The organism is Streptomyces sp. NPDC085944 (genome assembly GCF_040686295.1).
Taxonomy (GTDB): domain Bacteria; phylum Actinomycetota; class Actinomycetes; order Streptomycetales; family Streptomycetaceae; genus Streptomyces; species Streptomyces salinarius.
Map to the genome: position 1 here is coordinate 251,571 of NZ_JBFBJX010000003.1, position 20,468 is coordinate 272,038.

At 73.6% G+C, this 20,468-nt stretch carries 18 protein-coding genes and 5 tRNA genes; 16 read left to right on the plus strand and 7 right to left on the minus strand.

The genetic code is table 11. From position 1 onward, the window contains the following. The first annotated feature begins 285 nt into the window (after positions 1–285). From AB0P07_RS07490 to AB0P07_RS07525, 8 genes are all read left to right on the plus strand, one after another. Positions 286–1,359: an ATP-binding cassette domain-containing protein gene (locus AB0P07_RS07490; RefSeq protein WP_365546430.1), complete on the plus strand. Its 1,074-nt coding sequence runs from the start codon at positions 286–288 to the stop codon at positions 1,357–1,359. After that, positions 1,356–2,093, plus strand: coding sequence for a methionine ABC transporter permease (locus AB0P07_RS07495; protein WP_365546432.1), 738 nt, complete (start codon positions 1,356–1,358; stop codon positions 2,091–2,093). Before AB0P07_RS07490 ends, AB0P07_RS07495 begins: the two co-directional genes overlap by 4 nt. Before the next feature lie 70 nt (positions 2,094–2,163). Next, positions 2,164–2,991, plus strand: coding sequence for a MetQ/NlpA family ABC transporter substrate-binding protein (locus AB0P07_RS07500; RefSeq protein ID WP_365546435.1), 828 nt, complete (start codon positions 2,164–2,166; stop codon positions 2,989–2,991). 159 nt (positions 2,992–3,150) lie between these two features. Beyond that, positions 3,151–3,789, plus strand: a complete 639-nt coding sequence (locus tag AB0P07_RS07505; RefSeq protein ID WP_365546437.1) for a GNAT family N-acetyltransferase — start codon at positions 3,151–3,153, stop codon at positions 3,787–3,789. 114 nt (positions 3,790–3,903) lie between these two features. Beyond that, positions 3,904–5,130 (plus strand): precorrin-6y C5,15-methyltransferase (decarboxylating) subunit CbiE, encoded by a 1,227-nt coding sequence (gene cbiE, locus AB0P07_RS07510; protein WP_365546439.1) that lies wholly within the window; start codon positions 3,904–3,906, stop codon positions 5,128–5,130. A 373-nt stretch (positions 5,131–5,503) separates the two neighbouring features. After that, the gene (gene cobT / locus AB0P07_RS07515) at positions 5,504–9,169 is read left to right on the plus strand and encodes a nicotinate-nucleotide--dimethylbenzimidazole phosphoribosyltransferase (RefSeq protein WP_365546442.1); all 3,666 of its coding nucleotides are present in this window, start codon (positions 5,504–5,506) and stop codon (positions 9,167–9,169) included. Between the two features lie 190 nt (positions 9,170–9,359). Further along, on the plus strand, positions 9,360–10,592 hold the full coding sequence (gene cobA, locus AB0P07_RS07520; protein ID WP_365546446.1) for a uroporphyrinogen-III C-methyltransferase: 1,233 nt from the start codon (positions 9,360–9,362) through the stop codon (positions 10,590–10,592). Position 10,593: 1 nt separating this feature from the next. Next, entirely contained in the window at positions 10,594–11,412 is an 819-nt protein-coding gene (locus AB0P07_RS07525; protein WP_365546449.1) for an RNA methyltransferase, read from the plus strand. A gap of 28 nt (positions 11,413–11,440) precedes the next feature. On the opposite strand, the gene AB0P07_RS07530 is transcribed toward AB0P07_RS07525, so the two are convergent. Then, on the minus strand, positions 11,441–12,871 hold the full coding sequence (locus AB0P07_RS07530; protein ID WP_365546451.1) for a protein kinase: 1,431 nt from the start codon (positions 12,869–12,871) through the stop codon (positions 11,441–11,443). A gap of 629 nt (positions 12,872–13,500) precedes the next feature. Between AB0P07_RS07530 and AB0P07_RS07535 the strand changes: the two genes are divergently transcribed. The 3 genes from AB0P07_RS07535 (at position 13,501) to AB0P07_RS07545 (ending at position 15,202) form a co-directional block, all read left to right on the plus strand. Beyond that, the gene (locus AB0P07_RS07535) at positions 13,501–13,683 is read left to right on the plus strand and encodes a hypothetical protein (protein ID WP_102932230.1); all 183 of its coding nucleotides are present in this window, start codon (positions 13,501–13,503) and stop codon (positions 13,681–13,683) included. Between the two features lie 194 nt (positions 13,684–13,877). Beyond that, positions 13,878–14,813 (plus strand): phosphotransferase, encoded by a 936-nt coding sequence (locus tag AB0P07_RS07540; protein WP_365546454.1) that lies wholly within the window; start codon positions 13,878–13,880, stop codon positions 14,811–14,813. 101 nt (positions 14,814–14,914) lie between these two features. Then, positions 14,915–15,202 carry a zf-TFIIB domain-containing protein gene (locus AB0P07_RS07545; RefSeq protein ID WP_365546457.1) on the plus strand — a complete coding sequence of 96 codons (288 nt, stop codon included), beginning with the start codon at positions 14,915–14,917 and terminating at the stop codon, positions 15,200–15,202. A 128-nt stretch (positions 15,203–15,330) separates the two neighbouring features. Here the strand turns inward: AB0P07_RS07545 and AB0P07_RS07550 are convergent. The 5 genes from AB0P07_RS07550 to AB0P07_RS07570 form a co-directional block, all read right to left on the minus strand. Next, positions 15,331–15,402: transfer RNA gene (locus AB0P07_RS07550), tRNA-Val, on the minus strand. 25 nt (positions 15,403–15,427) lie between these two features. Beyond that, a tRNA-Val gene (locus AB0P07_RS07555) sits at positions 15,428–15,499 on the minus strand. Between the two features lie 36 nt (positions 15,500–15,535). Next, positions 15,536–15,607: transfer RNA gene (locus tag AB0P07_RS07560), tRNA-Val, on the minus strand. A gap of 1 nt (position 15,608) precedes the next feature. Beyond that, positions 15,609–15,682 (minus strand) — tRNA-Cys (locus AB0P07_RS07565). A 37-nt stretch (positions 15,683–15,719) separates the two neighbouring features. Further along, positions 15,720–15,792, minus strand: a tRNA-Gly gene (locus AB0P07_RS07570). A 177-nt stretch (positions 15,793–15,969) separates the two neighbouring features. On the opposite strand from AB0P07_RS07570, the gene AB0P07_RS07575 reads away from it, so the two are divergent. From AB0P07_RS07575 to AB0P07_RS07585, 3 genes are read left to right on the plus strand one after another with little or no spacing between them, the layout of a single operon-like run. After that, positions 15,970–17,034 carry a chorismate-binding protein gene (locus AB0P07_RS07575; RefSeq protein ID WP_365546459.1) on the plus strand — a complete coding sequence of 355 codons (1,065 nt, stop codon included), beginning with the start codon at positions 15,970–15,972 and terminating at the stop codon, positions 17,032–17,034. After that, a complete protein-coding gene (locus tag AB0P07_RS07580; RefSeq protein ID WP_365546462.1) occupies positions 17,031–17,852 on the plus strand; it encodes an aminodeoxychorismate lyase in 822 nt (273 codons plus the stop codon). The genes AB0P07_RS07575 and AB0P07_RS07580 overlap by 4 nt, the downstream gene beginning before the upstream one ends. A gap of 52 nt (positions 17,853–17,904) precedes the next feature. Then, the gene (locus tag AB0P07_RS07585) at positions 17,905–18,729 is read left to right on the plus strand and encodes a GNAT family N-acetyltransferase (RefSeq protein WP_365546465.1); all 825 of its coding nucleotides are present in this window, start codon (positions 17,905–17,907) and stop codon (positions 18,727–18,729) included. Between the two features lie 82 nt (positions 18,730–18,811). Here AB0P07_RS07585 and AB0P07_RS07590 read toward each other — a convergent pair whose 3' ends face one another. Next, positions 18,812–19,336, minus strand: coding sequence for a DsbA family protein (locus tag AB0P07_RS07590; protein WP_365546467.1), 525 nt, complete (start codon positions 19,334–19,336; stop codon positions 18,812–18,814). Between the two features lie 267 nt (positions 19,337–19,603). Between AB0P07_RS07590 and AB0P07_RS07595 the strand changes: the two genes are divergently transcribed. Together AB0P07_RS07595 and AB0P07_RS07600 are read left to right on the plus strand one after the other, a co-directional pair. After that, positions 19,604–20,059, plus strand: a complete 456-nt coding sequence (locus AB0P07_RS07595; RefSeq protein ID WP_365546470.1) for a hypothetical protein — start codon at positions 19,604–19,606, stop codon at positions 20,057–20,059. Between the two features lie 215 nt (positions 20,060–20,274). Further along, a complete protein-coding gene (locus tag AB0P07_RS07600; RefSeq protein ID WP_102927956.1) occupies positions 20,275–20,454 on the plus strand; it encodes a hypothetical protein in 180 nt (59 codons plus the stop codon). The last annotated feature ends 14 nt before the right edge of the window (positions 20,455–20,468 follow it).

A 20,468-nucleotide genomic window follows, 5' to 3' on the forward strand; every position in this document is an offset into this window, starting at 1 on the left:
CCGGTGCTCGTTGTATGTGCCTGCGAATGTGCGCCTTCTAGAGGGCCCCCGCACCACCTGAGCCTCGCGCCCCGAAGCGAGCGCCCGCTCCTGTCCGCCCGCGCCCCGCGCGCACGCGGCCGAGCCACGCCCCGCGCACACGTTTCTCCCCGGTCCCACCGCCATGGCGCACCGCCACCGCGAGAACCGTGCCGCGTTCCGAAGGACCCCCGAGAACCCGAAGAACAACGCCCCGTGCCCGGCGCACACCACCGCGCCGCGCACTCGACAGTGACGGAAACCCACGTGATCACCACATCGGGCCTCACCAAGGTCTATCGTTCACGCGGCCGTGAGGTCACCGCCCTGGACGGCGTCGACCTGCACGTCCGCGAGGGCGAGGTGTACGGCGTCATCGGCCAGTCCGGCGCCGGCAAGTCCTCGCTCATCCGCTGCGTCAACCTCCTGGAGCGCCCCACCGCCGGCACGGTCACCGTCGCCGGTCAGGACCTCACCGCACTGGCCGGGCGCGGCCCCCGCGCGGGCCGGGAACTGCGGCAGGCGCGCAGCCGTGTCGGCATGGTCTTCCAGCACTTCAACCTGCTCTCCTCCCGGACCGTCCAGGACAACGTCGAACTGCCGCTGGAGATCCTGGGCAAGTCCGGGAAGGAACGTTCCCGCAAGGCGCTGGAACTGCTCGACCTCGTCGGACTCGCCGACAAGGCCAACGCCTACCCCGCCCAGCTCTCCGGCGGCCAGAAGCAGCGCGTCGGCATCGCCCGTGCCCTGGCCGGCGACCCCGAGGTCCTGCTCTCCGACGAGGCCACCAGCGCCCTCGACCCGGAGACCACCCGCTCCATCCTCCAGCTGCTGCGCGATGTGAACCGGCAGCTCGGGCTGACCGTCCTGCTCATCACCCACGAGATGGACGTCGTCAAGAGCGTCTGCGACTCGGCCGCCCTCATGGACCAGGGCCGCATCGTCGAGTCCGGCACGGTCGGCGAACTCCTCGCCACCCCGGGGTCCGAACTGGCCGCCGCGCTCTTCCCGGTCGGCGGCGAGGCCTCCGGCGACGACCGCACCGTGCTCGACGTCACCTTCCACGGCGAGGCCGCCACCCAGCCGGTCATCTCCCAGCTCTCGCGCACCTACAACATCGACATATCGATCCTCGGCGCCGCCATCGACACCGTCGGCGGCCTCCAGGTCGGCCGGATGCGCATCGAACTGCCCGGCCGCTACGAGGACAACGTCGTGCCCGTCGGCTTCCTGCGCGAACAGGGCCTGCAGATCGACGTGGTGAACGAGACGGCGGACGTGTCGGACGGGTCCCTCGACCCGGCCGCGTCGGCCTCGCTGGTGAAGGAAGGTGCCAAGTGACCTGGTCGCAGATGCAGCCGCTGCTGGAGCAGGCCTCCTGGGAGACCCTGATCATGGTCGGCTGGTCCACCTTGATCGCCGTCGTCCTCGGGCTCCCGCTCGGCGTGCTCCTCGTCCTCACCGACCGCGACGGTCTGCTGCAGAACGTCCTGGTGAACAAGGTCATCGGGCAGGTCGTGAACATCGGCCGCTCGATGCCGTTCATCATCCTCATGGTCGCGCTGATGAGCTTCACCCGCTGGGTCACCGGCACCACCATCGGCAGCGAGGCCGCGATCGTGCCGCTCGCCATCGGCGGCATCCCCTTCTTCGCGCGGCTCGTCGAGACCGCCGTGCGCGAGGTCGACGGAGGGCTCGTCGAGGCCGTCCAGTCCATGGGCGGCACCACCTGGGCCGTCGTCCGCAAGGTGCTGGTCCCCGAGGCGCTCCCTTCCCTGATCGCCTCCACCACGACCACGGTCATCGCCCTCATCGGCTACTCCGCCATGGCCGGCACCGTCGGCGGCGGCGGCCTCGGCGACCTCGCCGTCCGCTACGGCTACCAGCGCTTCGAGCCCGGCTTCATGTGGATCACCGTCGCGCTCCTCGCCGTCGCGATCTCACTCATCCAGTTCGCCGGTGACTACGCGGCCCGCACCCTGCACCGCCGCGGCGGACGCGGTGGCGCGGGGCCCAGGCTCCGGCTGCTCAAGACCAAGGAGAGCGCGGCGGCCGACGTGAGCAAGGTCGCGTAGCCCCCACCCCCGAAGACTCCCCGTCCGCCACCCGGAACGGGGTCGCACCACCTCAGGAAAGGCACTTTTCGTGCGTAACACCGCCAAGATCACCACCGCCGTCCTCGCCGCCGGAGCCCTCACCCTCGGCCTCAGCGCCTGCGGCTCCGACAAGGACTCCGCCTCCGACACCTCCGGCCCGCTGGTCGTCGCCGCGAGCCCCACCCCGCACGCCGAGATCCTCACCTACGTCAAGGACAACCTGGCGAAGAAGGCGGGCCTCGACCTCGAGGTCAAGGAGTTCACCGACTACGTCACGCCGAACACGGCGACGGAGGACGGCTCCGTGGGGGCCAACTACTTCCAGACCCAGCCCTACCTCGACGACTTCAACAAGAAGAACGGCACCCACATCGTGTCCGTCGTCGACGTGCACCTGGAGCCCCTGGGCCTCTACTCCCACAAGGTGAAGAAGGCCGACGACCTGAAGAGCGGTGCGACCGTCGCCGTCCCCAACGACACCGTCAACGAGGGCCGCGCCCTGCAGCTGCTCGCCGCGGGCGGGATCATCGGTCTCAAGGACGGCGTCGGCACCGCGGCGACCCCCGCGGACATCACCAAGAACCCGAAGAACCTCGAGTTCAAGGAGTTGGAGGCGGCCCAGACCCCGCGCTCCCTGGACGACGTGGATGCGGCGGTCGTCAACGGCAACTACGCCATCGAGGCCGACCTGAAGCCCGCCGAGGACGCCCTCGTCCTGGAGAGCGCCCAGGGCAACCCGAACAGCAACCTCCTCGCCGTGAAGGAGGGCCACGAGGACGACCCGCGCGTCAAGAAGCTCGCGAAGCTCCTCAACTCGCCCGAGGTGAAGAAGTTCATCGAGGACAAGTACGACGGCGCGGTCCTGCCCTCGTTCTGACCCCGCCCCCGGCCCGCTTCCCGGGCCACAACCCCGCGTCACCCACCGGGTCCGCTCCGTGCCTACGGGGCGGACCCGGTGGTGTGGTTGAGTGCTTTCATGCTGCATGCTGGGCAGTTCGAGCAGGCCCTGACGGTTACACAGGTTACGGAGCGGCGCATGACGAGCACCTTCCCCAACATCTCCATCAGCACGGAGCGGTTGGTGCTGCGCCCCCTTGACGAGGACGACGTCCCCGCGCTGGCCGCGATGATGAACGACGAGCAGGTCGCGGCCTGGACCCACGTGCCCCAGCCCTTCACCGAGGCCGACGCCGCCGCCTGGATCGGCGACCGCGCCCCCGCCGAACGCGTCGCGGGCCGCGGGCTCGACCTCGCCGTCACCGAGTTCCTCACCCAGCGACTGGTCGGCGTCGTCCGGCTGACCGAGACCAACTGGCACGTACGGTCCACCGAACTCTCCTACATAGTCGCCCCCTGGGCCCGGGGTGAGGGGTACGCCTCCGAGGCCGCGCTGGCCACCGCCCAGTGGCTCTTCGGCGACCAGAAGTTCGAACGCGTCGAACTGCGCACCGCGGCCGACAACACCGCCTCACAGCAGGTCGCCCAGAAGATCGGCTGCATCAGCGAGGGCGTCCTGCGCGGCGCCTGCATGGCGCGCGCCCGCACCGACGACGGCGTCTGGACGGACGTACGCACCGACTTCATCGTGTGGAGCCTGCTGCCGGAGGACCTCGAGGGCGCCACCGGCCAGCTCACCGACACCGACGGTTTCACCACCTTCACGGACTGGAACTGATACACGGGGCCACCCGCGCCCCCCCTGGGCCCGGGCCGCACCGGGTAACCTCTCGGGGCGCACCCGCGCCGGTTCCGCTACCACGACCTGCGAAAACCCTGGAGACTGACGACGATGGCCGACCGGGTCACGGTGATCGGCTGGGACGGTTCGCCGCTGACCGCCGCGGCACGCTCCGCACTGGGCGCCGCCACGCTGGTGGCCGGCGCCCCCCACCACCTGGCACTTCCCGAGGTACCGCCCGCCGCCGAGCGCATCCGCCTCGGCAGCGTCGCCCTCGCCGCCCGCCGCCTCGCCGCCCATCGCGGTACGACCGTCGTACTGGCCGACGGCGACCCCGGCTTCTTCGGCGTCGTACGCACCCTGCGGGCCCCCGAGTTCGGCCTGGAGGTCGAGGTCGTCCCCGCGGTCTCCTCCGTGGCCGCCGCCTTCGCCCGCGCCGGGATGCCCTGGGACGACGCCCAGGTGGTCGTCGCCCACCCCCGCACCCTGCGCCGCGCGGTGAACGTGTGCCGGGCCCACCCCAAGGTCGCCGTCCTCACCTCGCCGGGCGCAGGGCCGGCCGAACTCGGGCTGTTGATGGAGGGCGTCCACCGCACCTTCGTCATCTGCGAGGAACTCGGCACCACCCGCGAACGGGTCACCGTCGTCACCTCCGACAAGGCGGCCGACCACACCTGGCGCGACCCGAACGTCGTCATCGTGGCCGGCGGCAGCGCCGGCCCCGCCACCGCGGGCGACGGAGCCGGCTGGATCGCCGGCCGCGACCCCGCCACCGGACCGCGCGGCTGGTCCCTGCCCGCCACGGCGTACGGCGGCGACCTGGGCGAGGGCGAGACCGACCTGCTCCGCACCGCCCAACTCGCCCGCCTCGGACCGCGCCTGGGCGACCTCGTGTGGGACATCGGCTGCGCCAGTGGCGCCTTCGCCACCGAGGCCGCCCGCGCCGGCGCCGCCGTCATCGCCGTCGACCGGGACCGGGACGCCTGCGCCCGCACCGAGGCCACCGCACGGAGCTTCGGCGTCCAGCTCCAGACCGTGCACGGCAACGCCCCGCACGTCCTGGAGAACCTCCCCGAACCGGACGTCGTCCGGGTCGGCGGCGGGGGAGCGGCCGTGGTCTCCGCGGTCGCCGACCGCCGCCCGCAGCGCATCGTCGCGCACGCAGCGACCCGGGACGCGGCCGAACTCGTCGGCAGGGACCTGACGGAGCACGGCTACCGCGTCGAGTGCGCCCTGCTGCAGTCCGTCGGACTCGACACCCGGGCCTGGACGGAGACCGAGCGCAGCGTCGCGTTCCTGCTCAGCGGAGAGATCGTGCGGCGCGAATCACCCCGCTGAGGACCGGCGGCGACCGCGCCCCGTGATCGGTTGTTCATACTGCGCGGGGTAGGCTGGCGGATTGTTGTACCGCGTGCGGACACCCGGCAGTTCGTCGGGCGATGTCCGTAAAAACCCGTACCTTCGGGGGTGGGTGTGGTACGGCAGAACCCAAGGACGCGCAACGTGGCGCAGTCCACAGCGGGCCGTCGCGGATCAAGCTGTCGTGGCGGGGGAACGACCGCGACAATGCCACTGAATGGCTTTGTCGTCTTTTCCGGCAGGTCGTTCGTGCCGCTGGGCACGCACGCTCGTTCTTCACTACGGGGCGGTCGGTGCGCCGTCCCGGGTGAGCTGGTCGTAGAAGCACTAACCGATGGGCGAGGGGTTACGCATGACCGACACCGGCCAGATCCCGGGCGAGGGGCTGCCGGAGAACGCAGGCATGGTGGAGCAGCCGGGCGTCCCCGCACCCGGCGCGTACACCTACCTCTCCGAGGCCACCGCCGAGGACGAGGACCTGTTGTTGCTGCCGGGAGCCCAGAGTGCCTGGGGCAACGAGGTCGCGCCCCCGGCGCCGGAGCCGGTCGTCGAGACCGTGCACCAGCCCGGCCCGCACGAGATGTCCGGCCGTGACAGCGGCTCGGTCGACCTCAGTGGCGTCCGCCTGCCCGAACCGGCCCAGGAGGCCGCTGCCGCCCCGACCCCGCCGCGCAGACCCCTGCACCTAGGTCCGCCGATCCCGGACACCTCCGCCAGCCCGGTCCGCTCCCTCGCCGACCGGGGCCCCGCCGACGCGCCGGTACGGCATCCCGGCCCGCCGACCGCGGGACCCGAGTACCTCGACGTGCCGCAGGCCGCCGTGGCGACCCCGCAGGCGGCGGCGCCCTGGGGGGCTCAGCAGGCACCGCAGGACCAGGAGGCGCCGGTGAACACCGGGGCGGGGCATGCGGAAACGGTTGTTCCGGTACCGGAGCGGCAGTCGGCCGAGCAGGAGGGTGCGGCCCAGGCGCTCGTGACCCGCGTGGCGACGGAGGCCGTGGCGGCGACCGGCGGGCCGCACGCAGACTCCGGGGAGCCCGGCGAACCGCAGGGGGCCCCGGCGACGGAGACGGCACACACCGACGCGGGGCAGGCGACCGGTCCCGCGACGGAAGCCGTACCGGCCCCCGAGACGGTCCCTGCAGGGCCCGTGACCGAGCCCGTCCAGGCGACTGCGGACGCCACGGGAGTCCCGGAGGCGCCTGCCGATCAGGAGGCCCATAAGGCACCTGCGGTCCAGGAGATCCAGGAAGCCGCCGCGGTTCGGGAGGCGCCGGGAGCGCCCGCCGGTCAGGAGGCGCCGGAGGCCCCAGGGCAGTCGGCTCCGGAAGAAGCACCGGCCGAAGCACAGGCAGAGGCACCGGCCGAAGCAGCGGAGCCGGCCCCGGCCGCGGCAGAGGCACCGCAGGCACTCGGCGAACAGCCGGCGGCGGACGTCCCGGTGGTCGATGCCCCAGTGGCCGGCACCCCGCAGGCCGCCGCGCCGCAGGAGCCCGCGCCCGCCGAGGTGCCCGAGCCCGAACTCGGCGACGCCCATGCGTCCGACGCGCCCGTGGCCGTCGCGGAGCCCGTAGCGTCCGCACCCGACGCGCCCACACCCGAAGCCGCCACGTCCGAGGCTGCCGCCCCCGAGCCGCCCCCGGCCCCGGAGCAGCCCGCCCCTGTCCCGCCGGAGCCCACGCAGCCGTCGCAGCCCTCGCCGGAGGCACAGAGCGTCCCGGGCGAAGCGCCGCAGCCGGACGTCCACCCCGCGCCGCCGCACGCCCAGGGCCCCCAGTCCCTCCCGGACGCCGCCATGCAGGAGCAGGAGCAGGAGCAGGAGCAGGAGCAGGAAGTCGTCGTGGCCGACGGAGCGGCGGAGCCCGCAGCGTCCGCACCCGACGCGTCCGCCACCGACGCCACCTCCGCCCAGGAGCCCGCGCCCGCACCGGCCCCCGTCGCCAGGGAACCGCACCCCGCCCAGCCCGTGGGCCAGTTCCTCCCCGTCGACGGCGGGCAGGTGCCCACGACCCCGCACCTGGCGCCCACACCGCCCGAGGCGGTCCTGGTCGAGCCGGAGGCGGCCCCGGAGCCCGTTGCCGCGGTCCCGGTGGCCGAGGACGCCCCGGCGGCGGTACCGTCACCCCGCGTGGCCGACCCCGAACTCGCCCAGAGCGTCGACGACCTGGACACCCGGGACGCCGGCGAGGACGGCCACGTGGCCGAGACGGCCGAAGCGGCCGCCGAACCCACCGAAGCGACCCCGGAGTCGCCCGAAGCGCCGGCGCAGGCACACCGGCCCGCAAGCCCGGCGGCCCCCGCCTACGACGACGCCGAGCGCGAGGCCGTACTGAAGGTCATGCGCGAGCGCCGTGACATCCGCAACGGCTTCCGCAGCGACCCCATCCCGCACGAGGTGCTGCTCCGGGTCCTGGAGGCCGCGCACACCGCGCCCTCCGTGGGCCACTCGCAGCCCTGGGACTTCGTCGTCATCCGCTCCGCCGACACCCGCCGCGCCATGCACGAACTGGCGACGCGTCAGCGGGAGGCGTACGCCAAGTCGCTGCCCAAGGGCCGGGCCAAGCAGTTCAAGGAACTGAAGATCGAGGCCATCCTCGACACCCCGGTCAACATCGTCGTCACCGCCGACCCGACCCGCGGCGGCCGCCACACCCTCGGCCGCCACACACAGCCGCAGATGGCGCCGTACTCCTCCGCGCTCGCCGTCGAGAACCTCTGGCTGGCCGCCCGCGCCGAGGGCCTCGGTGTCGGCTGGGTCAGCTTCTTCGACGAGCGCGAGATGGTCCGCGCCCTCGGCCTGCCCGAGCACCTGGACGTCGTCGCCTACCTGTGCGTCGGCTACGTCGACGAGTTCCCGGACGAGCCCGAGCTGATGCAGGCCGGCTGGTCCAAGCGCCGCCCGCTGTCCTGGGTGGTGCACGAGGAGACGTACGGCCGTCGGGCCCTGCCCGGCGAGGCGCCGCACGACCTGCTCGCCGAGACCGTCGCACAGATCCGCCCGCTGGACGCCAAGGCGCTCGGCGAGGCCTGGGAGCGGCAGAAGCGCATGACCAAGCCCGCGGGGGCGCTCGGCATGCTGGAGATCATCTCCGCCCAGCTGTCCGGACTGTCCCGGCAGTGCCCGCCGCCCATCCCGGAGCCCGCGGCCGTCGCCGTCTTCGCCGGTGACCACGGCGTGCACGCCCAGGGCGTCACCCCCTGGCCGCAGGAGGTCACCGCCCAGATGGTGGCCAACTTCCTGGGCGGAGGCGCGGTCTGCAACGCGTTCGCCACCCAGGTCGGCGCCGAGGTGTGTGTCGTGGACGTCGGTGTCGCCACCGACCTGCCCGCGACGCCGGGCCTGCTGCCCCGCAAGGTGCGCGCGGGCACGTCCGACATGACCACCGGTGCCGCGATGACCCGCGAGGAGGCCAAGCAGGCCATCGAGGTCGGCATCGAGACCGCCCGCGACCTGGTGGCGGCCGGCAACAAGGCACTGCTGACCGGCGAGATGGGGATCGCGAACACCACCGCGTCCGCCGCCCTGATCTCCGTCTTCACCGGCGCCGACCCCGCCGAGGTCACCGGCCGCGGCACCGGCATCAACGACGAGACGCTGGCCCGCAAGACCGAGGTCGTGCGCCGCGCCCTGGAACTCCACCAGCCGGACCCGGCCGACCCGATCGGCGTGCTCGCGGCGATCGGCGGCTTCGAGCACGCGGCCATGGTCGGCCTGCTGCTCGGCGGCGCCTCCCTGCGCACCCCGGTGATCCTGGACGGCGTCAGCGCCGGTGCCGCCGCCCTGGTGGCCCGCGCCATCGCCCCCGAGGTCCTGGCGGCCTGCATCGCCGGCCACCGCAGCGCCGAGCCCGGCCACGTCGCCGCGCTCAACAAGCTGGGCCTGCGCCCGCTGGTCGACCTCGACCTCCGCCTCGGCGAGGGCACCGGCGCACTGCTCGCGCTCCCGATGGTGCAGAGCACCGCGCGGGCCATGCACGAGGTGGCGACGTTCGACTCGGCGGGCGTCACCGAGAAGTAGCGGCCGCACGACGCGGGGCCCGGAACCACGGTGCCGGGCCCCGCGCAGGCTCCCGTGCCCGCGGGCCCGTCCGTCGGCCGTCCACCCATCGGACCCGTGGTCCACCCACCGGACCACCCGGGCCCCCACCGGCCACCCCGCCGTAAAATCCGCACGTCAGCGCCACCGCCGCAAGAGGAGCCGTCCCCTCATGGCCGAACACCCCGCCTACCCCGTAGGCCTCCGCCTCGCCGGCCGTCGCGTGGTCGTCCTCGGCGGCGGGCAGGTCGCCCAGCGCCGTCTGCCCGCCCTCATCGCGGCCGGCGCCGACGTCCGCCTCGTCTCCCCGGAGGCGACCCCGTCCGTCGAAGCCATGGCGGAGGCCGGAGAGATCACCTGGGAACGGCGCCCCTACGCCGAAGGCGACCTTGCGGACGCCTGGTACGCCCTGATCGCCACCAGCGACACCGGGGCCAACAACACCGCCTCCGCCGAGGCCGAGCGGCACCGCCTCTGGTGCGTCCGCTCCGACGACGCGGACCTGGCCACGGCCTGGACCCCGGCGACCGGACACAGCGAGGGCGTCACCGTCGCCGTACTCACCACCGACGCACGCCACCGCGACCCCCGCCACACCGCCGCCATCCGCGACGCGGTGGTGGAGGGCCTGCGCGACGGCACCCTCGTCGCCCCGCACCGGCGCACCCGCACGCCCGGCGTCGCCCTGGTCGGCGGCGGTCCCGGCGACCCGGACCTGATCACCGTCCGCGGCCGCCGCCTGCTCGCCGAGGCCGACGTCGTCATCGCCGACCGGCTCGGCCCCCGCGACCTGCTCGCCGAACTGCCGCCGCACGTCGAGGTCATCGACGCCGCCAAGATCCCGTACGGCCGCTACATGGCTCAGGAGGCCATCAACAACGCGCTGATCGAACACGCCAAGCAGGGCAAGTCGGTCGTACGGCTCAAGGGCGGCGACCCGTTCGTCTTCGGTCGGGGCATGGAGGAGGCGCAGGCGCTGGCCGAGGCGGGCATCGCGTGCACCGTCGTCCCCGGCATCTCCAGCACCATCTCGGTCCCCGGCGCGGCCGGCATCCCGGTCACCCACCGGGGCGTCGCCCACGAGTTCACCGTGGTCAGCGGGCACGTCGCCCCCGACGACGAGCGCTCCCTGGTCGACTGGCCGTCCCTGGCCAAGCTCACCGGCACGCTGGTGATCCTCATGGGCGTCGACAAGATCGGCAGGATCGCCGAGACCCTCGTCGCGCACGGCAAGTCCCCCGACACCCCGGTCGCCCTCGTCCAGGAGGGCACCACGGCCGCCCAGCGCCGGGTGGACGCGACCCTCGCCACCGTCGCCGAGACGGTCGTCGCCGAGGAGGTCAGGCCGCCCGCCGTCATCGTCGTCGGCGCGGTCGTCGCCGTCGGCCCGCACGGGACGGTCTGACGTGGCCGACCTCATCACCGTCGACGACCCCGACGACCCGCGCCTGCACGACTACACGGGCCTGACCGACGTCGAGCTGCGCCGTCGCCGCGAGCCCGCCGAGGGCCTGTTCATCGCCGAGGGCGAGAAGGTCATCAGGCGGGCCGGCGAGGCGGGCTACACGATGCGCTCCATGCTGCTGTCCGCCAAGTGGGTCGACACCATGCGCGACATCATCGACGAGGCCCCGGCCCCGGTGTACGTCGTCGACCCCGCGCTCGCCGAACAGGTCACCGGGTACCACGTGCACCGCGGCGCGCTCGCCTCGCTGCAGCGCAAGCCGCTGCCCACGGCCGCCGGTCTCCTGACCACCGCCCGGCGCGTCGTCGTCATGGAGTCCGTCAACGACCACACCAACATCGGCGCGATCTTCCGCTCCGCCGCCGCCCTCGGCATGGACGCGGTGCTGCTCTCCCCGGACTGCGCGGACCCGCTGTACCGGCGCAGCGTCAAGGTCTCGATGGGCGCGGTCTTCTCCGTGCCGTACGCCCGCCTCGACGTCTGGCCGGCCGGGCTCGCGGAGGTCCGCGAGGCGGGCTTCACGCTCCTCGCCCTCACCCCCGACGAGCAGGCCGAATCCCTCGACGCGGTCGCCCCGCACCGGATGGACCGGGTGGCCCTGCTGCTGGGTGCCGAGGGCAGCGGCCTGTCCCGGCGGGCCCTCGCGAACTCCGACGCATGGGTCCGCATCCCGATGTCCCACGGCGTCGACTCCCTGAACGTGGGCGCTGCGGCCGCGGTCGCCTTCTACGCGGTGACGGCCGGACGCCCCACGGCGTAGACCGCCCGCGGCGCCCGGACTCGACGTCTCAGACTCGGGGTGACCGCCGCTCCGACAGGTCGCCGGGCGGATCCACCCGCTCCTGCTGGGTGGCCCGCACACCGCCCCGGTCGTCGCCGAGCCCGCGCGAGGGCCCCTGGCAGCCCTGTGCCGCGGCGATGCCCAGCGCGACCAGCAGCGTCACCACCACGAACACGAACAGGCGCTGCCGCAGCAGCCGCGGATTGGCGGGCCGCCGCCAGCCGGTCCCCGTCGTCCGGGGCGCCGTACGGCCGGATCCGCTGCGGGGTGCGGGCCGGCCACCGTCGTTGCGGGAGGCGTTCCGGCCGGTGGTGTCGCGGGACGGCGTGGGCCCGGGCCCGGACCGCGCCCCCGTACCGCCGCCTCGCGACGGCGTGCCACCGCGCGAGGGACCAGTGCCGCGCGCGGGCGTCCCGCCCCGCGACGGCACGGAACCCCGGGACGCGGACCCCCGCGACCCCGACGTGCCGCGCGGCGCGGGAGTGCCCGGCGCGCCCGCCCGGCCCTGAGGACGCCGCTGGGCACGCTCCGGATAGGTGTCGGCGAGCCGGCCGGTGGGCACGTCGGCCTCACCACTGCGCGGCGCGGGCGGCCGTACGTCGGCCATCCCCTGTGCCTCCCGGGCAGCGATCTCCTTGAGCCGCAGCGACAGCTGCAGGGTGCTGGGACGTTCCTCGGGGTCCTTGGCCAGGCACGCCCGCACCAGTGGGGCGAGTGCGTCCGGGACCCCGTGCAACTGGGCCTCCTCGTGCACCACGCGGTACAGCATCACCTCGGAACTGCCGTGCCCGAAGGGCGAGTCGCCCATCGACGCATACGCCAGCGTGGCGCCGAGCGAGAACACGTCCGTCGCCGGCGTGACCGCGGCACCGCGCACCTGCTCCGGCGCGAGGAAGCCGGGGGAGCCGACCGCGGTGCCGACGTGCGTGAGTGTGGAGGCACCGGTGGCCCAGGCGATGCCGAAGTCGATGATCCGCGGCCCCTTCGGGGACAGCAGGATGTTGGACGGCTTCAGGTCCCGGTGCACCACCCCGGCCTCGTGCACGGCGACCAGGCCCTCGGACAGCGCGGCGCCCACGGCAGCGACGTCGGCCGCGCCGAGCGGGCCGCCGTCGACGACCTTGTCGTGCAGGGAGGGGCCGGGCACGTACTGCGTGGCGAACCAGGGGCGGTCCGCCTCCAGGTCCGCGGCGACCAGCCGGGCGGTACAGCCGCCCCGGATGCGCCGGGCCGCCGAGACCTCGCGCGCGAACCGCGACCGGAACTCCTGGTCCTCGGCCAGGTCCGGCCGGATGACCTTCAGCGCGACCCGCTGCCCCTTCTTGTCGGAGCCCAGGTAGACCACGCCCATTCCACCCGCGCCGAGCCGCCTGTGAAGCCTGAACGAGCCGACGACGCGCGGGTCCTCGCGCCTCAGGCGCATCATCGCCATGTTCATCCCCGCTGCCCGGTCCCTGTGACGTGCCACAGCTTACGTTTCCGCGGCCGCCCGTGCGCAGAGGCCGCGCCCTCTCGGCACAACGGATTGTCAGTGCCCCGCGCGAGAGTTGAGGCCCGGTCAGCGATCGCGCGGACGGAACGGCCGCGCCGCGTCCATGATCCCAACCGGCCGCCGGCAGGGGGGGATTGGACCGGGCGGCAGTGGTCGGACGGCGGCGGCCGGGGAGGGCGGCGGGACACCGCGCGGCCGTTGCGCGGTGGAGGGCGGAGCGGGGTCCGGGGCGGGGACGGACGTGTGCCGGGAGGCGCTCGAAGTGAGCGATGTCACCGGACAGCCCGGAGACACCCGCACACGGTGGGCACCCCGTCCGGGAAGACCCCGAGACCCGGAAGCCGGTCTCCACCCAGGGGAGTACGCGGCAGGTCGTGGCTCATCCTCCGGGAGGCCCGGCAATCGGTACGAGGGCATGACGTCGGGCGATCGTCCGACGCATAGATTTGAGGTCAAGCGGCGGGTGCAGCACTCGTCCCCCGAGGTCAGACACCCGCCGCTGCAGCGAGACAACACACGCGAGAAGCACATCGCGACGACGACAACGCGACAACGAAACGGTCAGGAGAGGGACCATGGCCCAGACGGCTCCGCGGACAGTGGTCCGCACCCGGGAAAGCCGCCGTCACGGCCGTCGCCACCCCGCGGTGGCGACGCTCATGGCCCTGCCCCTGGCGGTCCTGCTCCTCCTCGTCTTCGACGGGTGGGAGACAGTGGCCACACAGGCGTCGTCCGTGGGTGTGGTGCTGGGGCGCTGAGCGGCGACCCCAGGCCCGGAAGAGCGGTCCGGGCGGGGACACCCATCCATGAAACCCCGTGGGGACGGGGGTGCGGCGGACGGCAAAATGCCGGCGCAGCTGGGGAGCTGCGCCGGCATTGCTTTTCCGCCCCCCGCATCGCACCGGGCCGGGACCCGGCACGGCGGCACCCCCTCCTGCGTACCCTCACCCACGTGACCACGGACGCCCCCGCCCTCCTCCCCGCCCTCGAGGCCCGCGTCAGGGAAACGGCCCACGCCCGCACTCCGGCCTGTCCCTGCGGCGCGGCCACGCTCGCCGACCGCCCCGACGCCACCGTCGTCCGGCACGCCGGCACCGTCGCCAAGGCCCACGCCGCGGACGCCGACCCCGCCGAGCTGGCCCTCCGTGTCACCACCGCCGCCCGACTCCCCGGCGTACTCCTGCCCCCGCTCGCCCCGGCCCCCGTCGTCCTGCACGGGCGGCTCGTCACGTACTGGCCCTACGGCGCGCCCGTGGACCCGGACGATCCGGACGCGGCGCCCTGGGAGGCCGCGGCCACCCTCCTCGCCCGCCTCCACCGGAGCGCGGCCCCCCTCGCCGTACCGCCCATGCGCGGACCCGCGAAGGCGGCCCTGGCGGTGGCCCGCCTCCGGGACACCGCCCCCGGCCACCCCGCCACCGCGCCCGTGCGCGCGGCCTGGGCGGCGCTCCCGGCCTGGGCGCGCGGCGCGGCCGCCATGCCGGACACCACCACCCTCTGCCACGGCGACCTCCACCTCGGCCAGCTCATACGCCACCCCGCCCCCGACGGCCCCTGGCTGCTGATCGACGTCGACGACCTCGGCACCGGCGTCCCGGCCTGGGACCTCGCCCGCCCCGCCGCCTGGTACGCCTGCGGGCTGCTCCCGCCCGAGGAGTGGCACCGCTTCCTGACCGCATACCGCGCCTGCGGCGGACCGGCCGTCCCCGCCGACGGCGACCCCTGGCCCGCCCTGGACGTCCCGGCCCGCGCCCTCACCGTCCAGACCGCGGCGCGGGCCGTCACCAAGGCGGTCCTGGCGGGCCGGCCCCTGGACGAGGTGGAGTGCGCCCTCGTCGACGCCTGCGCGCGCATGGCGTCGGTCCGGCCCGACGCCCCGCACGGCTAGGGCGACGTTTCGCGCAGTAGGGTGCAACCGACCCGCGGCGGGACAGAGTCTGTCCTGGAGATACGCGAAGCAGGACCGACCGGCGAGGAGTTGAGCCGAGCATGCAGTGCCCCAAGTGCCACGCACCGATGCACACCTACAACCGCAACGGCGTTCAGATCGAGCAGTGCAGCGGCTGCCGCGGCATCTTCCTCGACTACGGCGAGCTGGAGTCGCTGACCCGCCTGGAGGCCCAGTGGTCGCAGCCCGCACCGCCGCCGGCCCCGCCCGCCGCACCGCAGGCCTACCCGGCGGCCCAGGCGCCGGCCTGGGGCGCGCCGCACGGCGGCCACGGTCACTACGGCCACCACCGTCAGAAGAGCTTCGGACGCATGCTCTTCTCCAGCTGATCCTCCGGACGATCCGCCGAGCGCGGGCCCGTGCGGACGGGCCCGCACCGGGGGCCGTGGGCATCGCAGGTGCCCGGCCACGCCGAAGCCCCCGACCGTTCGCGACGGCCGGGGGCTTCGATTCCGTGTGGACGATACTGGGATTGAACCAGTGACCTCTTCCGTGTCAGGGAAGCGCTCTCCCGCTGAGCTAATCGTCCTGGAAGCACCAGGTGCGGTACTGCGTGCGCGATACTGGGATTGAACCAGTGACCTCTTCCGTGTCAGGGAAGCGCTCTCCCGCTGAGCTAATCGCGCGGGGATCCTTGCGGACCGGTGATCCTTGCGGATCAGTGGACGATACTGGGATTGAACCAGTGACCTCTTCCGTGTCAGGGAAGCGCTCTCCCGCTGAGCTAATCGTCCTTGGAGGTGGAGACGGGATTTGAACCCGTGTAGACGGCTTTGCAGGCCGTTGCCTCGCCTCTCGGCCACTCCACCAGGAGTGTAGGAGGCCCGGAAGCCCCCTGTTCCTGCGAGCGGACGACGAGGCTCGAACTCGCGACCTCAACCTTGGCAAGGTTGCGCTCTACCAACTGAGCTACGTCCGCCTGTCGGTTCGGTCCGCTTGCGCGTCCCGGCGACGTGATGAACTCTAGCGGATTCCGGGGCCAGCACAAAAACGCGTTTGTGCAGCGTGCTGCGGTGCGTGCGCTCGCGGACCTGGTCAGGGCACCCGGAAGGACACGTTCGGGTCACCTCGGGGCCACCCGCCTAGACTCGACAGCGTGCTCGACCTCCCTCCCCTCGCCCGCTTCGGGGACCGTCTCGCGACCGGTCTCCTCGACGTCACGAGCGACCCCGCCGCCCTCGACTCCGAGGGGTTCTGGGCCGTCTGCGCCGACTTCGAGGGCCGCCTGACCTGCGCACGCTTCGCGGACGTACGGAAGGATCCGGTGCCCGCGCCCACACCGGGAGCGTGGCGGGGCCCCGCCGTCGGCGACTGGACGTCCTCCCTCGACCGCGCCGCGTACACGACGGCCGTGCGGCGCATCCGCGCGCACATAGCCGCCGGTGAGGTCTACCAGGCCAACCTCTGCCGGGTGCTGACGGCGCCGGTCGGCCCGGGCGCCGACGTGGACGCGCTCACCGCCCTGCTGGCCCGCGGCAACCCGGCGCCGTACGCCGGAACGATTCGGCTGCCGGAGCACGGCGTCGAGATCGCCACCGCGTCGCCCGAGCTGTTCCTGCGCCGGGACGGCCGGACGGTCGAGTCCGGGCCGATCAAGGGCACCGGGCGGACCGAGGCCGACCTGCTGGAGAAGGACTACGCAGAGAACGTCATGATCGTGGACCTGGTCCGCAACGACCTGGGGCGGGTCTGCGCCACGGGCACGGTCTCGGTGCCCGACCTGTGCGTCCTGGAGAAGCACCCCGGCCTGGTCCACCTGGTGTCCACGGTGCGCGGCGAGCTGCGCGCGGGCGCCGGCTGGCCCGAACTGCTCGACGCCGCCTTCCCGCCCGGTTCCGTCACCGGCGCACCCAAGGCGAGCGCCCTGCGGCTCATCGGAGCGCTGGAGACCGCGCCCCGGGGCCCGTACTGCGGCGGCATCGGCTGGGTCGACGCCGACCGGGGCACCGGCGAGCTGGCCGTCGGCATCCGCACCTTCTGGATCGACCGCGCCGCCGAGGCCGGCGCCGCGCGGCTGCGCTTCGGCACCGGCGCCGGCATCACCTGGGGATCCGACCCGGAGGGCGAGTGGCGGGAGACCGAACTGAAGGCGTCCCGGCTGCTCGCGGTAGCGTCGGGGGCGTACGAGGCGAACGTGAGTGGAGAGGCGCTGGCGACGTGAAGATCTGGCTCGAGGGCGGGTTGCAGGACATCGATACCGCCCGCGTCTCCGTGTTCGACCACGGGCTGACCGTGGGCGACGGCATCTTCGAGACGGTCAAGACGGTGGACGGCAGGCCGTTCGCGCTGACCCGGCACCTGGACCGGCTGACCCGCTCGGCCCGGGGCCTCGGCCTGCCCGACCCCGACCTCGACGAGGTGCGCCGCGCCTGCGCGGCCGTCCTCGAGGCCAACGCCATGCCGCTCGGCCGGCTGCGGATCACCTACACCGGCGGCCACGGCCCCCTCGGCTCCGACCGCGGCGCGCACGGCCCGACCCTCGTCGTCGCCCTCGGCGAGGCCGGCCGCCGTCCCGACTCCACCGCCGTGATCACCGTGCCGTGGACCCGCAACGAACGCGGCGCGCTCACCGGCCTGAAGACCACCTCGTACGCCGAGAACGTCGTCGCCCTCGCCCGCGCCCGCGAACGGGGCGCCACCGAGGCGCTGTTCGGCAACACGGTGGGACAGCTGTGCGAGGGCACCGGGTCCAACGTCTTCGTCGTGCTCGACGGTGAGATCCACACCCCGCCGGTCGCCTCCGGCTGTCTCGCCGGGATCACCCGCGCCCTGGCGGTCGAGTGGACCGGGGCCCGCGAGACCGACCTCCCGCTGGACGTCCTGGACCGCGCCGACGAGGTGTTCCTCACCTCCACGCTGCGGGACGTGCAGGCCGTGCACCGCGTCGACGACCGCGAACTGCCGGGCGCCCCGGGGCCGGTGACCGCCAAGGCCATGCGCGTCTTCGAGGAGCGCTCCGGGGACGACCTGGATCCGTAGAGCCGCCGAAATACAGCTGCCGTTCTCGTCCCCGGTGGGTAGAACTGCCGTGATGACAACGACCCTGCGGCCGACCGAGCCGCTCCAGCGCGCCGCCGACGGGACCCGTTCGCGCCACTACCAGGTGTGTGTGAACAGCCGTCCCGTCGGCGTGCTGCACCTCGGCACGTCACGCGACCTCGGCGACTCGGTGGCCGTGATCCGCAAGCTGCGCGTCGACGAACCGGATCGCCGGCGCGGCCGCGGCACGGTGGCCGCGCTCGCCGCGGAGGAGGTGGCACGCGGCTGGGGCTGCCGGCTGATGGAGGCGAGCGTCGCCGGTGACGCCGAGGCGGGCACGCGGCTCGCGGACGCGCTCGGCTACGTCCTGCGCAACCGCACCATGACCAAGCCGCTCGGCGACACCCCGCCCCGCCTGCCCGACGGCAGCCGGGCCCGGCCCATGACACCGGAGGACTTCACCGTCTGGCAGGCGTACGAAGCGGAGCAATACGCCAGGACCTGGATGGAGCGGGGCGTGCCCGAGGCCGCCGCGCTCGCGAAGGCCCGCCGGGATCACGAAGTGCTGCTGCCGCGCGGTCCGGAAACCGAGAACATGCTCTTCAGCGTGTTGGAGCACGAGGGCGAGCGGGTCGGGATCCTGTGGCTGGCGCTGCGGGAGGACCAGGCCTTCGTCTTCGACGTCGAGGCCGAGTCGGCCCACCGGGGCCGGGGACACGGCCGCACCCTGATGCTGCTGGCCGAGGCCCAGGCGATCGCCGCCGGCCGCCCGCTGATCGGCCTCAACGTCTTCGCGGGGAACACCCCGGCCGAGCGGCTCTACGAGTCGCTCGGCTATCGGACCACGCGGTGCAGCTACAGCAAACCGCTGCTGTGACGGGGGGCGGCCGGTCCCGGCCGCTTCCGTCCCGTCCCCGGGTCGCCGCCGGAGCCCCCCGACTCGGCTGTCCGGAACGTCCTCAGCCCTGCTGCTCGGCGAGCAGCCGGTCGGCGATCTCCTCGACGCGTTCGCGCAGTCCTTCCTGGCTCTTGCCGCCGTCGAAGCGCTCGCCGCCGATCACGTACGTGGGGGTACCGGTCACGCCGATCGCCTTGCCCTCGGCCTGGTCGGCGTCGACGATCAGGATGTGCCGGCCGTCGACGAGCGCCGTGTCGAACTCCTCCGCGTCCAGTCCCAGCTCCCGGGCGACCTCGACCAGGAGGGGTTCTCCCTCGCGGTCCAGCTCCGCGACCCGGCCCAGGACGGCTTCGGCGTACGGCCAGCCCATGCCCTGGGCGACGGCCTCCTCGGCGGCCTGCGCGGCGGCGAAGGCGTGCTTGTGCTTCTCCAGCGGGAAGTGCCGCAGCCGCACCTCCAGACGGTCGCCGTAGCGGGCGCGCAGGGCACGGAGGTCGTCCAGGGCGGTGTGGCAGTCCGGGCACTGGAGCTCGCACCAGACGTCGAGGACGGGCGCGGCGGGACGGACGGGGGAGGAGTCGCTCATGCCCCCATCCTCCCAGCCCGCCTCGCGCCGCCCCAACCGGCGTCCTGCGCCGCCCGCCGGCACCTGCGGAGGAGCCGACCCCTAGGGGTGACGTTCGGGTCCCGCCGGGGTCGCGGGGCGCAACGAGGCACCGTCGCCCCTGATCCGGACGACACCCCCTAGATCTCCCTGATCTCGGGCTCACGGCATGGCCCCACGGTGGTCGGACGGTGCAGGATGGAAGGGACGAAGTACTCATGCCCGATCGAGCCCAGCCTGGAGGACCGGATGATTGCCGAGACCGTCTGCTCCGCGGTGTCCGCGGCGGGCCTGGGCATCGCGGCGGTCACCGCGTACCGCAGGCGATTCCTCACGGCCGCCCGTGTCGCCGCCTATTCGCTGGTCCCGATCGGCCTGGTGATGACCGGAGTCGTCGAGTGGCTGGCCGACACGGCCTTCAGCCCGGTGGCCTGGGCCGGTTTCGCAGTACTGGGCGTGGCCTGGGCGCTCTTCATGACCACACGCGCCGTGGAGCGCCGCCGCGGCGGCACCCGCAAGGAACGCAAGGCGGCCCGGGCCGCCGCACAGCGCGACGCGGTGGCTCCGGGGGCCTCCGCGCCCTCCCTCGGCTCGGGTGGTTCCCGCCCGGCCGCCGAGCCCGCGCCCCGGCCCGCGAAGGCGTCCCGGGGCGGTGACGACGACTTCAGCGACATCGAGGCCATCCTCAAGAAGCACGGGATATGACCGCGAGACTTGCGTGGACCTGGACGGGGACGTCCGGCGCCCGGGACATGCCGGCCGGCTTCCGAGGCTGAGGCGGCACAGCTGGTCCGAGGCCGACAGTGCGTGCTCCGGAATGATCACGATCCGACCGAAGATCGCGACATTCAACGAACTCCCGGTCTCGGCGGGCGTGTTGATCGCGTGGACGCCGCCCGCTGCGTCATCATCGCGGCGAGATGCCGGACACCACTCAGCTGGACTCCCAGCTGGACCCGAGACAGAGCGAAACCGCGCGGACGCAGGAAGAACCACGCGGCTGCCTCTTCGCCCTTTCCCAGCCACCGCTCATGATCTTCCTAGCGGTGATCGGGTGTCTGCTGCTCATGGCTTCGTTGCACGATCTGCTGTTGCTGTGAGCCGTACCCGCGCT